This is a genomic window from Bacteroides sp. RTP21281st1_H5_RTP21281_210402 (genome assembly GCF_040918965.1).
Classification (GTDB): Bacteria; Bacteroidota; Bacteroidia; order Bacteroidales; family Bacteroidaceae; genus Bacteroides; species Bacteroides congonensis.
On sequence record NZ_JBCOWR010000003.1, the window covers coordinates 171,433 to 186,376 of the forward strand.

At 37.3% G+C, this 14,944-nt stretch carries 13 protein-coding genes and 1 pseudogene; 8 read left to right on the plus strand and 6 right to left on the minus strand.

Annotation, left to right across the window (positions count from 1 at the left end):
* Window positions 1-67: 67 nt before the first annotated feature.
* Genes AB5443_RS06310 through AB5443_RS06325 form a run of 4 tightly spaced genes read right to left on the minus strand, consistent with a single transcriptional unit; the run spans window position 68 to window position 4,636 of the window.
* Window positions 68-2,473, minus strand: a complete 2,406-nt coding sequence (locus AB5443_RS06310; protein ID WP_022138250.1) for a CHAT domain-containing protein — start codon at window positions 2,471-2,473, stop codon at window positions 68-70.
* The gene (locus AB5443_RS06315; RefSeq protein ID WP_277133098.1) at window positions 2,464-3,204 is read right to left on the minus strand and encodes a hypothetical protein; all 741 of its coding nucleotides are present in this window, start codon (window positions 3,202-3,204) and stop codon (window positions 2,464-2,466) included. The genes AB5443_RS06310 and AB5443_RS06315 overlap by 10 nt, the downstream gene beginning before the upstream one ends.
* A 10-nt stretch (window positions 3,205-3,214) precedes the next feature.
* Window positions 3,215-3,781 (minus strand): sigma-70 family RNA polymerase sigma factor, encoded by a 567-nt coding sequence (locus AB5443_RS06320; protein WP_022138252.1) that lies wholly within the window; start codon window positions 3,779-3,781, stop codon window positions 3,215-3,217.
* 15 nt (window positions 3,782-3,796) lie between these two features.
* Complete coding sequence (locus AB5443_RS06325) at window positions 3,797-4,636, minus strand: caspase family protein (RefSeq protein ID WP_283140009.1); 840 nt, start codon at window positions 4,634-4,636, stop codon at window positions 3,797-3,799.
* Window positions 4,637-5,707: 1,071 nt separating this feature from the next.
* Between AB5443_RS06325 and AB5443_RS06330 the strand changes: the two genes are divergently transcribed.
* Genes AB5443_RS06330 through AB5443_RS06350 form a run of 5 tightly spaced genes read left to right on the plus strand, consistent with a single transcriptional unit; the run spans window position 5,708 to window position 10,697 of the window.
* Window positions 5,708-6,307 carry a hypothetical protein gene (locus AB5443_RS06330; protein ID WP_195407285.1) on the plus strand — a complete coding sequence of 200 codons (600 nt, stop codon included), beginning with the start codon at window positions 5,708-5,710 and terminating at the stop codon, window positions 6,305-6,307.
* A 38-nt stretch (window positions 6,308-6,345) separates the two neighbouring features.
* A complete protein-coding gene (locus AB5443_RS06335) occupies window positions 6,346-7,698 on the plus strand; it encodes a hypothetical protein (protein ID WP_073345318.1) in 1,353 nt (450 codons plus the stop codon).
* Complete coding sequence (locus AB5443_RS06340) at window positions 7,655-8,299, plus strand: hypothetical protein (protein ID WP_073345315.1); 645 nt, start codon at window positions 7,655-7,657, stop codon at window positions 8,297-8,299. Before AB5443_RS06335 ends, AB5443_RS06340 begins: the two co-directional genes overlap by 44 nt.
* A gap of 14 nt (window positions 8,300-8,313) precedes the next feature.
* Window positions 8,314-9,780 carry a hypothetical protein gene (locus AB5443_RS06345; protein ID WP_368113473.1) on the plus strand — a complete coding sequence of 489 codons (1,467 nt, stop codon included), beginning with the start codon at window positions 8,314-8,316 and terminating at the stop codon, window positions 9,778-9,780.
* Window positions 9,781-9,797: 17 nt separating this feature from the next.
* Window positions 9,798-10,697, plus strand: a complete 900-nt coding sequence (locus AB5443_RS06350) for a hypothetical protein (RefSeq protein ID WP_368113475.1) — start codon at window positions 9,798-9,800, stop codon at window positions 10,695-10,697.
* Between the two features lie 124 nt (window positions 10,698-10,821).
* On the opposite strand, the pseudogene AB5443_RS06355 reads toward AB5443_RS06350, so the two are convergent.
* Both AB5443_RS06355 and AB5443_RS06360 read right to left on the minus strand, forming a co-directional pair.
* Window positions 10,822-11,250: pseudogene (locus AB5443_RS06355) on the minus strand (PepSY-like domain-containing protein); the annotation flags it as partial.
* A 21-nt stretch (window positions 11,251-11,271) separates the two neighbouring features.
* Entirely contained in the window at window positions 11,272-11,709 is a 438-nt protein-coding gene (locus tag AB5443_RS06360) for a PepSY-like domain-containing protein (RefSeq protein ID WP_368113477.1), read from the minus strand.
* A gap of 319 nt (window positions 11,710-12,028) precedes the next feature.
* On the opposite strand from AB5443_RS06360, the gene AB5443_RS06365 reads away from it, so the two are divergent.
* From AB5443_RS06365 to AB5443_RS06375, 3 genes are read left to right on the plus strand one after another with little or no spacing between them, the layout of a single operon-like run.
* Window positions 12,029-13,180 (plus strand): NEW3 domain-containing protein, encoded by a 1,152-nt coding sequence (locus tag AB5443_RS06365; RefSeq protein WP_022138261.1) that lies wholly within the window; start codon window positions 12,029-12,031, stop codon window positions 13,178-13,180.
* 2 nt (window positions 13,181-13,182) lie between these two features.
* Entirely contained in the window at window positions 13,183-13,926 is a 744-nt protein-coding gene (locus tag AB5443_RS06370; RefSeq protein ID WP_022138262.1) for an ABC transporter ATP-binding protein, read from the plus strand.
* Entirely contained in the window at window positions 13,919-14,875 is a 957-nt protein-coding gene (locus AB5443_RS06375; RefSeq protein ID WP_368113478.1) for an ABC transporter permease, read from the plus strand. Before AB5443_RS06370 ends, AB5443_RS06375 begins: the two co-directional genes overlap by 8 nt.
* Window positions 14,876-14,944 lie beyond the last annotated feature (69 nt).

Below are 14,944 nucleotides of genomic sequence, written 5' to 3' on the forward strand. Positions count from 1 at the left end.
TAAAAATCCATAAGTAATTAAAAAGCCCTTAATATCATTATTGATAAAAGGGCTTTTTAAATTAATCTTATTCAACTAATATAAAGTAAGCCCATTTCTGAGGGTCATTCCTATATTTGCCTATCATTTCCCGTTGTGTTTTTGTGAAAGCCTCTGGTTTGCTCATTCCTTGCTGCCAATACCGATAAAATCCGGTCATAAATTCTACAGTTTCCCTATCAGGTATTTCAGACAGACTAATAATCATAGAACGTACTCCTGCCAAGCGGAAAGCACGTTGTAATCCAAAACTCCCCTCGCCTTCATGAATTTCTCCTTGTGCAGAATGGCAAGTGGAAAGTACAGCAAGCTCAATGCCTGTAAGATTCATAGCTGATATTTCCAATGCTGTAAGAATCCCGTCATTTTCGCCATTTAATGGTAACTCTTCAACCCAGTTTTTATTAGCACCGGTTAAAATAAAGCCCGTACGCATGAGCGGTTCTTTATAACCACTTTCTCCTTTATGGTTAATGGCAGTACTTTGTATCGAATCATTGTATTCTAGATTGAAACCATGAGTTGCCACATGAAGAACTGCTCCCGACATAGATTGATTGGAAAGTTGTTTGAATGAAGCTTCATTTGCCTCCTCTCCAATATATTTGTGGATTTTCCATTGATTGGAAAGCAGTTGGCTTATACTATTGATTTCCTTTACTGTGCCTGGCAGATAAGCAAATCCTTGTCCACGCAGTTTTTCCTGATCATCATTTTCTGGCTGTATATTGAATTTTGCTCCTCCAAAAAAGAAAATATCTCTATGCGCATGCTCCAAGTTATCTCTCTGCGATTTTATGAAAGGAATATCTCCGGTATATAATAAATGATGAAGAATGTATTTTTCGGATATATACTGTTGCCCATTATGTAAGTCAGCAAAGGGTATTTGGCTTAAATCACCATCTAATGACAGATAAATATGCTCGCATCCTGATATTGCTTTTTCAATCGGTTGCCAGAATCGGGAATATAGTTTATTATGAACAAACAATTGGTGCAAACTTAATTTTGTGGTCAGAGGGATTAAATGAGGAAGTGTATCTTTGGCAGTAAATGCAATAGCTATGTATATTCTATCAAAATAATTATAGGATATAGGTAAACTGACTATGTCCACTACCGCTTCCTTCGGAGAAAGTGATGCCGCTATTTCTTTCCATTCGTGATGCCATGAATATTTGACCGGATATTTCTTTTTCAGATAATCAGTGAGTACAAATTCCATATTGCGTACAGTGATTTCGTTTTCTAATTTTTGAATATAATTCTTCTGTGAAGGATTTCTAAACGCCTTTTCACTAAAACGTAATTTTTCTATCTGTTGTTGCAGTTGAAACACATAACTATCTTGTACAGTGGATATCGTTTCTTGAAGCTTATAGGATACGGTGGTAAATAATTCTTTTTTCAGCAGTTGGCTCTCATATAGAAGTTCTGCTATTTCTTCCCATGTCCCGCATATCATATTGTCACACATGAAGAATTCCATTTCTTCGTAATAGGGTTTTAAAATATCCCATAAATTACTACGTTCAGCCGGCAGTAAATAGGGCAAATCCTTTTCTATATTCGATGTAAGCAATTCCAGTATTCGATGATAAACGTCAGACGTTTTTTGAAGATTTCCTTCCATTTCATATTTCCGTGCAGCATTCTTGAACATCTTAAAATAATCCGGTAATCTTTGGTTATAAAAGATTTCTGCAAGAGATATCGGGTGATACATTTGCTCGGCAATTTTCAGATACTGATCTCCTGTTGAAGAAGAATCTGCTAATAAAGTCAACGCTTTCAATCTGTTTTCAATCAATGTACGCTCTTTTTCGCTTCTTTTAGATTTCAGTGCCTGGGTTAGATAATAAATGGCTTCTTTGAAATTCCCGGCTTCCCAGCAGTATAAACTTGCTCTGTCCCAGTTGTCAGATATACTCGCGTACAAGTCTTCAGCTTCTTTTAATAAAGAATTGTTTCCGGTCTCAATTCCTTTTTGGGTTAATTCCAAGACTCTTATGACTATTGATTGAGTGTAGTTCACGACTGAAACTAATTCAATCATTCCACCAGGAATCAAGTTTCCTTTATGCCCCAGTTTATTGTTTCCTACAAATGTATATATATTTATTAAATCTTTATAAAGCTGAATGTTTTCAGTTTCCTGTTGTGTTGTTGCTAATTTAGCTTCTAATATCTGAATAGCTAACTGAGATAACTCTTCTCCTTGCTTGTACATATTTCTATGCTGGCAATATTGAGCAAGCGAGAATAATTCGCGCGCATATTGTAAACTGTCTTTAGCTGATTCTTCTAATCGCCGGATATGTTCCAGTCCTTCTTTTATTACAGGTTCACTCCATATAGACTTTTGAGCAGTTACATTGTAGGCAACTGCGAGGAAACATAAGCATCCGATGAAACGTTTGATTAAAACCATTTCTTCTTTTTTAAGTCAGTTTTTATTCGGGCAGCAGCACTGGCGAATGCTCCTTTCTCTGCCTGTATCTTACCAGCAAGTTCTCCGGCTTCTTTTCGTTGATTTGTCTTTAAATAACAGCAAAGCAGTAACCACTCTGTTTCTTCTTGATAATCGGTACTTTTTGTATGCAAAAGAATAGTCGTTGCATCCTCTGCTTTCTCTTGTTCCAACAAGGCGACAGCTATAAATAATGAGGTGTAATCGGGCAACGCGTCAATAGTCTTTTCTTGTCGGTTACGATTATACCAGTCGGTAATATCTTTATATTTGCCTTGTTCGTACCATTCGGTCAATAACGCATTCGTGACAGCGTTTTCTTTAGTCAATTCATTGCCACCGCGTGCACGTTCGAGCACAGGTATAGAATGATAAATTAAGTAAAGTTCTTGCGGGCTATACAAAGGCTGGTTACCAAGCCATCCCCCCATTCCCAACAAAAGAATGATACAGGCTGCCGCAATCCAACGAATTCTTTTTCTATTGTTCGTATGCGCAATGTTGGTAAGTGCCATTCGGGCTTTTTTTTCATTGCTTATTAATGTACCTTCCAACAATAAGTACCGGATGGCAACTTGTTCTTTCAGTTCTTTGTCCTTTCTCATGGAAAGGACGAATTGTTCCCGTTCGTCAGTTGTCATTTCGTTTTGTATGAAACGATCTATTTGTTGTTCTGATATTGTTCTGTCCATAACTTTTCTTTTAACGTTTCCAATTAATACCTTTTTCCGCCAATCTTCTTTTAAGTTCGAAAGCGAATCGGCGCAAACATGAGCTTTTTTTATTCTTGGCAACCTGTTCGGTTTTATAGTTCATTTGTTTGGCAATATCTACCATTTTCAGACGTTCCCAATAATAAAGTTTCAAAACTTGTCCACAGTCATCTTCCGCTTTTTCAATCAGTTGACTGACTACCTCTTGTGCTTCTGCCCACTCTTCCATGTAATCATTTTGTTCGAACCATTCGGAAGATAGATTTTCGATAGGCATATATTCAATGTGGTGTTTATTCAGATATTTGCATATCTGATGCTTTCCGATTTCGAACAGATAAGTTTTTAAGGAGCTTCCTTTCTCAACATATTTTCCATCCTGAACATTTTGGCACATACTCATGAAGCTTTCTTGATATATATCAGCAGCCGTTTCCTCTCCAATCGGATAATTTTTCAAAGCAAATGAGATGAAAGACGGCTTATACAAATTATATAGGTAATCTATTTCCCTGTTATGTTTGAATAGTCCGGTCAGCCAATATATTTTCTTCATTTTTCATCTTTTATTTTATCGGTATATTTGAAATGGGATGTTTTCGTCACTACATTCCATATATACAGTTTGTTTTCTGCTTTTACGGAATCCGGTCAGTTGATTCACCTTCTTTTGCAATGCTTCCATAAATCCTGCAACAGAACTGAAGTTTTCGGGAGAGCGGAGTAATGTATAAAAAGCATATGTCAGCATACCGTAAAATTGCTTTTGTGTTTGGCTATAATATTCGTAATTGATTTCATTTGCCAGACAAGCGCTAAAAACAAAAGCGGGAGAAAGACCCTTAATCGGTTTTAGTTTCAGGCTCAATTCCTGATGAATGCCGGGTTTAGGAGTATATCCTTCGGGGGCAAAAATAGCGGATGCTCCACGGATATAATCATTTACTCCGTTATCACGGTTCCCTGTTCCGCTGTGGCAGGCATCCAGTACCACTGTTACCTGTCCTTTGTCGCCTGCTTTTTTTCTTAGTTTGTTTATCCATATACCCAATTCGTCGTCTCGCAAGTGATTCTCGCCTTCATACTTTCCCGGAATATACCAATAACCGGCATCATATAGAACGAGTGACTCGTCTAATCCGTCTTCTTCATCTCCGTTGTCATCCATCATTTGTTGTCCATGACAAGAAAAGTGCAAATAAATGAAGTCACCATAAACTGTCTGTTCCCAGCATTGTTGAAAAGCAGCGGTTACAGCTTTCTTGGTAGCTTGCGCGTTTGATAGTACTTTAATATTGCGGGATTGATATTGATTATTCAATAGCAGTTCAGTCACTAACCCTTTGTCATTGTCAGCATGTATTTTTTCCCAACCACTGATAATCGGATATGTTCCTATACTTATTATCAAGGCTCTGTTTGTTTGTGCCAATACGAAGGCAGATATAGTCAAACAATATAAAAACAGTCTATATCTCATAGTTCTTTTTGTAATATCTATGCAAAAATAGATTATTTTTTTTAATTCCTGCCTGTTGCCTTTCCACTTTTTCCAGTATAAAGAGAAAAAAGCAAACTTGTTTTTTGCGAGATGTGTAATTAACAAGATAAAACTAATCGCTATCTACATAGCAAAAAAACATCTATCATATCTATCATGATTTCCGGTAATTTATTGTATTTCAGATTAATAGGCATGATGGACAAGTCATAAAAAAGGTATCTATCATCATTGCGCCATCAAAAATAGGGTATCTATCATACCATAAATCCCTGAAATAAGGGCTGATTCACCATAAAAAGGCACACTTTTGTTGCAATGAAGCAGATAAATCCATCTATTCATGCCTGAATTATCCTGTTAGGATAACGGAACATCTTGAGCCCGCATATGTGGGCTCTATATCCCACGTATGCGGGATGTGCGGCACACACTTGTGGGCTATATAGCACACAGATGTGGGATATAAAAATATCTTCGCCCTAAATGGATTATTAAGGTATCAAATACTGATTATCATGCAAATAAACTTGCATTCACCTACCATTTAATGCTTGATTTTCCTATAGGATACAGTAAAACAGCCTGGGATAGGTATGATAGATGCATTGTTTTAATGGTAAAATCATGATAGATACCTTTTTTAGAACTTATCTATCATGATTATCTATCTAATAAACAGTGAATTATGAGAAACAATGAAAGTATGATAGATATTTTTTTTCACTATGTAAAAGATGGAAATGTTTTTGGCAATTCAATATGATTACGTGTACCAAGCAATTTTTTTCATTCTCCTCTGTTACCTTTTCCCTTTTTCTTGTATAAAGAGAAAAAACAAACCTTGTTTTGGCAGGGTGCGTAATTAATAGTTGTGATGATGTTTCGAAACAAGGTTCATTGATTTTCATCAACAACCTTGTGCCGGATAGCGCACAACTGTTATTTAACTTATTTTTGTCCGACATAAGTACATAAAACATGAGTGATAAACTAAGTATATCTTATCATACAGCAAAAAGAATCTTATTGGAGCTATTGGAAAATAATGATTTTTCAACGGATGAGGATATTTTGAAGATTTTAGGTTCGGTAGTACAAAAAGAGATTAATAATGAAACAAACAATGATAAGGAAGAAATGAGCCGGATTATTATAGACAAGAACGGGCACATATTTTTGCCTGACTACTCTCCTATGGAAGTAAAGATGCCATATCTGCCGAAAACCGTATTTCTTTTTTTCTTAATACATAAAGAAGGTGTCGAATTTAAAAGTATGTACAACTATATGCATGAATTGTATGAAATCTATCAAATAGTAGCACTAGAGAAAAATACGGAAGCCGGCAAGATAAGGCGCAGTCTTGAAAATTTGGTGGAACCTGTCAATAATAGAATCTACGAAACATGCTCCATCATCCGTCGAAGTCTTGCGAACGTAGTTCCTGAATCATTGATGGAAATATATTGTATTACGGGGAGACGAGGGGAAAAGCATCAGATCAATGTCGACCGCTCATTAATAAAAGTGGAGAATGGAAAACTAAAAGAGATGTTTGATATGAAAAATGATTTATAATGCGGAATAAACTAAATGTTACACTAAAAATAATAACAATGAAAACATTGGATAAACTGTTTGTAAAAGGCAAAATCAGCCATAAGAAAGCAACCCTTCTTTTAGGAGTAGTTTGCGGTACTTTATTAGTATCTTCCTGTGGTGGAAGCATGATCAAGAAAGAAAAAGGAAATGATTGGACAGTAATGAAACTTAAAGGTCAAGTAAAAAAAATGACAGAAAAGAAATCGTCCTTTGATATTTCTTCACTTTATACCTTTAATGAAAAAGGTTATTTTAATGAGAAGGGACAAATTTCAACTTGGCCCGCTAATAAAACTGTAATAACAGAACGGTATGAATATGATGCTGATGGCAAACTCTCTTGCATTAGTTTTTTTAGTAATATGTCAGGTGATTTGCAGAGTAAACAGATCTACAAAGATGGTTTACTTACAGAAGAGCAGAAGTATGCTGCCGATTATCCAGAGAGTAAACTTAGTAGCACAAAATATTATGCTTATGACAAAAAAGGTTTACTTTCTAAAAGTTGGACAGATCAAAATGAACAGAATCGTGCAGAATATGAATGTGACCGGGCGGGAAATATTATAAAGCTCATTGGTTATTCGATGGATAAGGTATATGAAACTTGTAAGACGGGCTATGAATACGATAATCACGGAAATATAACAAAACATGAGATATATTATCGGGAAAGGAAAGATGATCCGGGAGAAAAAGATGGTATGCTTGATTATGTTGAAGAATATAAATACGATGATAATAGCCGTTTATTGGAACGGAACAATATCATTTATCGATATAATAGCGGAAAAAAAGAAAATGAAATCAGTCAAAAACAATCTTATACATATAAGTATGATGAACAAGATAATGTAGTAGAAATGTCATGCCTGACGTATGGCTATAGGGACGGAAAAGAACAGGAACCCGGTTCTCCGGCAATTACTACTTACATATATACTTATGATAAACATGGAAACTGGACTTCACGGGAGACACAATATAACGGAAGAAAACAAGATATGGTATCCCGTACGTATACGTATTATGGAGAAGCTGAGCCTAAATTTACAATGGAAGATTTGGTCGGTGCATGGGACTATTATTCCGAACCTACGAACAAAATTGAAATGGTGTTCAAAAGGGACGGAACACTGATTGACTATATTGATTTTCATTCCACAGGAACTTATAAATTCAATCCGGAAGGTACAGTAATAACAATGCAATTTACATATGATGATGGAGAAGAATCACAGACTTCCAAGCCTATGGATTTTCAGATTCAAGAATATACCGGAGATCGATTGATACTAAAAAGTGGTGAAACTCTTCTTTATTATGACAGAAAAACAAAAAGCGAAAATTATAATGGTAAATACTAACAATTTAACAACTATAGTGATGAAAACAACAAAAAATTATTTGATTTTCGGAGTGTTAACCTTATGCTCCTTGTTCTTTTTGGCAGGATGTGATTCTGATGGAAAACTGCGTGAAAGTTTGAATGAATATGTTAATATGAATCATAGTCAGTTCTTTCTTACCGGAAAGTTTGTCTTCGACGAAAATGTTACAGATATGAATCTTGGTAAAATTACTATTGATATGTTAAGCAGCCTACGGGATGAAGGACTTATCACATATACAGTTTTGGAAAGTCAAGGTTCAATTCATGAAGTTGATGTAAAATTAACAGAAGAAGGGATGAAATATGCAGAAAAAGCAGAAGGAAATGTATATTCAGTACGTTTACATACAGAGAAAGTCGATAAGATATTGGAAAAAGAATTCAATGAAGACACAGGTACAGGAATATGCTATTATTCTACCGTATATGATAAAGTTACTCCTTTTGGAAAAATCATGATGGGAACTAAATCCGGCGATGTATCCCAGAAGAAAATCGATAGAAGAGTAAAGAAGATTGATGGAGTATGGCAAGCTGAATGGCCATCTTGGAAAGCACCGAAAGAGAAAAAGTAAATATATAGAATAATATGAAGAAAATATTCTTTTTATTTTTGATGATAGCTACCTTGTTGAAAGTACAAGCACAGGGAAGCTCTCCTGTAGGGGTATATGAAGGAAAAGATAAAGTGTTAGGAATGACTCGTTTGGGGTATCTTGAAATTAATCTTGATGAGCCTTTGGTGCCAGACTTTTCACAACAATTTGTGAAGGGTCAGAATCATAAGTTTATGCTTCTACCTGATAATTACCAAAAAAAGCCTTCTACCCATTTTAAAGGACAAAAGGCTACAGGGTTTATAAAATTTCAGAATAGAATGTTACTTGTCAATTCCGAGGTTTGTAAATTAAGTAATCCTTCTGAAGGTGATAACTGTTGGACATTAGACTGGGAAAACGAAATGGGACAAAAAGGAAAATGTACTTTATATGCTCCTACTGACTCTACGTTGCTTTTTATTGGACTAGGTTCATTTGATAAGTCAATAGGCCCTGACAGTTTACTGTTTGCCCTCAACAAAGAAGAGAGTTCGGTAGCCGGTAAAAGGTCATATCTCACCCGCAAACCTCGTCCTCAAAAAGAGGAAGAATCCGGTAATCCCTCTAATTCTCCTGAGGCTTCTGATTCTTCCAGGCCATCTTCCCAAATACCCGATAATGTACCTGAAGCATTACGGAAGTATAAACCTTCCGTGCCGACAACTAAAAAAGTTCCGGCTACCAATTCGGGCTATATTAAAGGCACATGGGTAGGAAAACTTACCGATGGAAGCGTTATTTCCATCACATTGAATTCTGCTGCCAAAAGCATCAGCTATTATGGACATAAATACTATGGACTTATTAAAACGGATGGGCCGACTTTCATAGAGGAAGGGGTAGTTGCTGTTCAGAAAATAGGAGATGCTATGTATGGACTATACACTCGTCCGTTAAGTACAGATGTATCTGATATTCATTATTCCATTGTGGCTGGTTATCTGAAAGATATACTGTTTTTCCCGACTTCTGCTACTCCGGCAAAAAATGTAATGGGTCGTCCGGCACCTATGCCGGTGTCGATATACTGTATGCCGCCATTGCCGCATTTTATTCCGATGTGTTCAACGGGAAAAGAAGTGAAAAATTTCCCTCTAAACTTTTATCAGAAGGGATATTATAAAAACAGAGAAGGGGAAGCTGTATTATGTTATGGAATCATATTTACTTCCTTTAATATGGGAAGCCGTACAGATGAAGATATTATTCTGGAAGCCTATCCTGACATACATGGTGTTGATAAAAAGAATGTCAGAATAAAATATAAGTGTGGCAGAACGGATAATGTTTATACGGCGGTCTTGGTATATAATCCTCAAAAAACAGAATATAAGGTTACTCAAGTGAAGATGGTAAAATCAGAAAGTAAATACCCCGATGTAAATGACTGTTATTTACAGAATGGTATCATTGGATGCGTGGGACTTTTGGAAGTAGTGATAGAATATAAACGATAATATAAAAATATATAAACATGAAACGTATTAATAAATTCTTGCAGTTACAATTCTGTATGCTGTTGTTGTTACTGACAGTTTTACCTGAGTTTAATTTACTCAGTGCACTTTTGGGTTTTAATTTTGACATTCCTAAATTCTGTTGTAAAGTACTTGGACTTGTTGGTGGAGGTATGGCTTTTTATTATTTTTATAAAGAGGCACAATCGAAATCTCAGCAACTTCCTACTTCTTTCTTAGCCACTGCCATAAGCGGTATGGCTCTTGTCCTGCTAGCCATGATTCCGGGAGTACCTTCTTGGTTGGATTATATTGCACTTATAGCTTTGTTTGTTGCAATTTACCTTTGCAAGAATAGCCTAGGTGTTGTGTGGAAAAATAGAGGATCGCAAGGAGCCTATTTTATATTATTGGCCATTTTGCTACATGTATATAATGGTATTGGTGACACAATGATAACCGGTGTTGCAGCTCTAATCGGTTTAATAATCTACTGGATGGGGCTTGGGCGAATTAGGACAGCTTTGGATTCTATAGGTGAGCAAGGAGTATCCAAATTGAAAATAGCCGTTATATTGGGACTGGTAGGAGTAATTATCGGATGGATTCCATTAATTGGTGGTATCATAGGCGGTATTCTTGCTATATTGGCTTTCGTGTTTGAATTTATGGGATATGGACTATTAAAAAGCTCAAATGCCATCGGCAACGAAGGACAGATAGGTGCAGGAAAGTTGCGTACAAGTATGATTATTCTTTTAATAGCCACTGTTATCGGTTTTATTCCCGGATTAGGAATAGTCGAAAAATCACTCTCATTAGTCTCTTTATGGTTTGTATTTCAAGGTTGGAACCAAATTTTATTGGGTATGGAAATGAAATCGGGAAGAGCGGAAGTCGAGCTTCAAGAAAGTTAAACTATAATATATAATAAGGGTCAAATAAACGATGACATCATCCGCCAGGAATCATGTCATCGTTTATCTTATATATGATGTAACTATTACTACTTCAGAATATTATCATCACAACTCATTAGCCAAGTATCTGTCCGTCAGCCGATATCTTCACATCCTTTTCGCTGTTTTCTATATCTATCAAGTAGTATGTGTCACCTGTTGCTTCTTCCACATATTCAGCGTCGTCATCATCAACTTGGCCGGGGTATGTGGTATTAATCGTATTTTTTACAGCTTGCGGCAGTGCATCATACGGAATATCCGTTTCCGTCATCTGCCACTTCCCATCTTGAGTGAACCATGCAGACGTTTCGTATCCATCATAGAAATCCGCTACATAATATCCTGACTTGCTCTCCCATTTCACATTGGCCGCGTTCGGATATTTGGATGAAAAGGCATTTTGCAATTCAGCAGGAACAGCTATGGAATCATCGTCATTATTATCACAGCTTTGCAAGCTCCATGCAGCGCCTAACGCTAATATAAGTGTATAAATTTTCAGTTTCATCATTGTCTGAATTTTGAGGGTTTAGTTATCAATATCAATCAAGTTGAATTTCAAGTCAAACTTCAATTCCGTACGATTGGAAAGTTTTACTTCATATTCCTTTTTATCGCGTTCTATTTTCAGAACCTTTACGTCAGGATAGTTGGTCGTTACATATTGCCGGATAGCCGTGGGGATCGTTGCTGTGGGAACGACCGTATGTTTGCAGTCTATTTCCGTCCACTCTCCCTTCTTGTCAAATTCTACTTTATTACCATTCGTGAAAATCACTTCATAACTTTTATAGAAGAATTCACTCTCCATCTTTGCCAAAGCCACTTTGCTGTCAGCAAAATGCTGTTTGATAAACTGCTGTACCGCTTGTGGCATTTGAGTAACCTGAATGGGCTTGTCATCATCTGCACGTGCCACAGTTTGCAAAGTAAATAAGCATACTAATAAGAATACTAACTTTTTCATAATCGTTGTTTTTTTAATTGGTTTTACTATTATCATTTAATTTATACTGCAAAGATGAGAGCAGAATCTGAAAAGATTTGGGAATTTTGAGAAATTTCGCAAAAAAACTCATTGAAAATTATAGTGACGCTATACCGTCGTCATGGCGTCACTATGTTTATGGGATACCGTCACTATCCTATGAAGATAGCGTCACTATAATTTCACCACAGAATTAGATTCTTTATAATTCTTTTAGTAGCAATTAATAAACACATCACTTATTTTTGCAGCCATAGATTTGGCAATATTCATATTAAATAACCATAAGAACTTTTGTATGACTATGAGAACAAATTATCTCTTATTATTAGCTATTCTACTGGGACTGATTCCCATGAATTACACACGCGCAAATGATTCGATTTCTAAAAGCGTGGTATTGTACACACCTTACACAAAAATCTCCGTATCACCCGGAGCATCAATTGATTACAGCATTGACCTTATTAACAACACTGACGAATTGACGAATGCAACCCTTTCCGTCAGCGGGCTAGGCAGCAGTTGGAAACATGAAATGAAATCCGGTGGATGGAGTCTGAGTCAGTTATCCGTGCTTCCTAAAGAGAAAAAGACTTTTAATTTAAAAGTCGAAGTTCCATTGAAAGTAAATAAAGGAAATTACCACTTCGTTGTGTATGCCGGAGAAACGAAACTTCCATTGGACATTGTTGTTGCCCAGAAAGGTACTTATCAGACGGAGTTTACTACCGACCAGCCTAATATGCAGGGAAACTCCAAATCCACTTTTACTTTTAGCGCTACTCTGAAGAATCAAACGGCCGATCAGCAATTATATGCATTGATGGCTAATGCGCCAAGAGGATGGAATGTTATTTTTAAACCCAATTACAAACAAGCCACTTCAGCTCAGGTAGAAGCAAACAGCACTCAGAACGTAAGTATAGATGTTACTCCGCCTGCCAATGTCGAAGCCGGCAGTTATAAAATTCCGGTACGTGCGGCTACGGGGACTACTTCGGCAGAATTAGAATTGGAAGTCGTTGTTACCGGCTCTTATCAAATGGAACTGACTACTCCACGTGGACTGTTAAGTACAGACGTTACAGCCGGTGATGTGAAGAAAATAGAGTTGGAAGTCAAGAATACAGGATCTTCATTGCTGAAAGATATCCAATTATCCGCCAATAAGCCGGCAGACTGGGAAGTGACCTTCGAACCTTCCAAGATTGATGCGTTAAAAGCCGGAGAAACATCAACTGTGACGGCTACATTGAAAGCTTCTAAAAAAGCACTTCCCGGCGATTATGTGACTACCATGATGGCCAAGACACCTGAAGTAAACGCGGATGCACAATTCAGGATAGCTGTAAAGACTCCAATGATATGGGGATGGGTAGGTGTACTTATTATTATTGCCACCATAGGTGTTGTCTACTATCTGTTCCGTAAATATGGAAGGAGGTAAATATGGGCGAACAAGTGATCGTACTTACCGATTTAACCAAACAATATGGTAACTTTACTGCTGTAGATCATATTCGCCTGAATATTCAGAAAGGAGAAATTTTCGGATTATTAGGCCCGAACGGTGCCGGAAAATCAACGACTATATTAATGATGTTGGGATTGACGGAACCCACATCGGGAACGGTCGAAATTTGTGGAATAAATTCCACTACACATCCTATCGAGGTGAAAAGGAAAATCGGGTATCTTCCCGAAGATGTAGGATTCTATGATGATATGACAGGCCCGGAAAATCTGATCTATACAGCCCGGTTGAATGGTATTCCTGATGGGGAAGCAAAAGAAAAAGCAATGGATTTGATGAAGCGTGTAGGCCTTGAAGACCAGTTGAAGAAAAAGACCGGAAAATATTCCCGGGGAATGAGACAGCGTCTGGGGCTTGCCGACGTACTAATAAAGAATCCGGAAATTATTATTTTGGACGAGCCGACTTCAGGTATTGACCCTGCGGGTGTTCAGGAGTTTATCGAATTGATTCATTGGTTAAGCAAAAAAGAGGGCTTGACTGTGCTGTTTTCGTCCCATCATTTGGATCAGGTACAGAAAGTTTGTGACCGGGTGGGGTTGTTCAGTAGCGGCAAATTGCTGGCTTTGATTGATATGGCAGAACTGAAAGAAAAGAAACAGGAATTGTCTGATATTTATAACCATTATTTTGAGGAAGGGGGAGAAAGACATGAATAAAGTCAATCATCCTTTTTGGGTTATCGTCAACAAAGAAATTGCCGATCATGTCAGGAGTTGGCGTTTCATTATCTTGATTGGTATTATAGCACTCACTTGTATGGGGTCGTTATATACGGCGCTCACCAATATAGGTGCAGCCATAAAACCTAATGATCCGGACGGTTCATTCCTATTCCTGAAGTTATTCACGGCATCGGACGGGACTCTCCCCTCTTTTGTGTTGTTTATCAACTTCCTGGGGCCATTGTTGGGAATTGCTTTAGGTTTTGATGCTGTTAATTCCGAGCAGAATAAGGGAACATTAAGCCGTATGCTCTCCCAGCCTATTCATCGTGATTGTATTATTAATGCCAAGTTCGTGGCTGCTTTGATAGTCATTGGTATCATGCTGTTTGTACTGGGCTTTTTAGTAATGGGATTCGGACTGGTTGCCATTGGTATTCCTCCTACGGCAGAAGAATTCTGGAGAATTGTTTTCTTCATTATAACAAGCATTTTCTATGTTGCCTTTTGGTTGAATCTGGCTATTCTGTTTTCGCTTCGTTTTCGTCAGGCTGCTACTTCAGCACTGGCATCGGTAGCCGTATGGCTATTTTTCAGCATATTCTATACGATGATTGTGAATTTGGTGGCAAAAGGGCTGAGTCCGTCGGAAATGGCATCGCCTTATCAGATAATCAGTTATCAGAAGTTTATTCTTGGTTTGATGCGCCTGGCACCGAGCGAACTGTTTAATGAAGCTACTACGACATTGTTGATGCCTTCTGTCAGAAGTCTCGGCCCACTGACTATGGAACAGGTACAGGGAGCTATTCCAAGTCCTCTACCTTTAGGACAAAGCCTTTTGGTCGTTTGGCCGCAACTGACCGGATTGATTGCAGCGACTGTTATCTGTTTTGCAATTTCGTATAGTATGTTTATGAGAAGGGAAATCCGTTCCCGATAACTATCGTACAATTTAATTCTAATAAAATTCCCCTTGTTTAAATCACGCTTATCTGCAATATGATTTAAA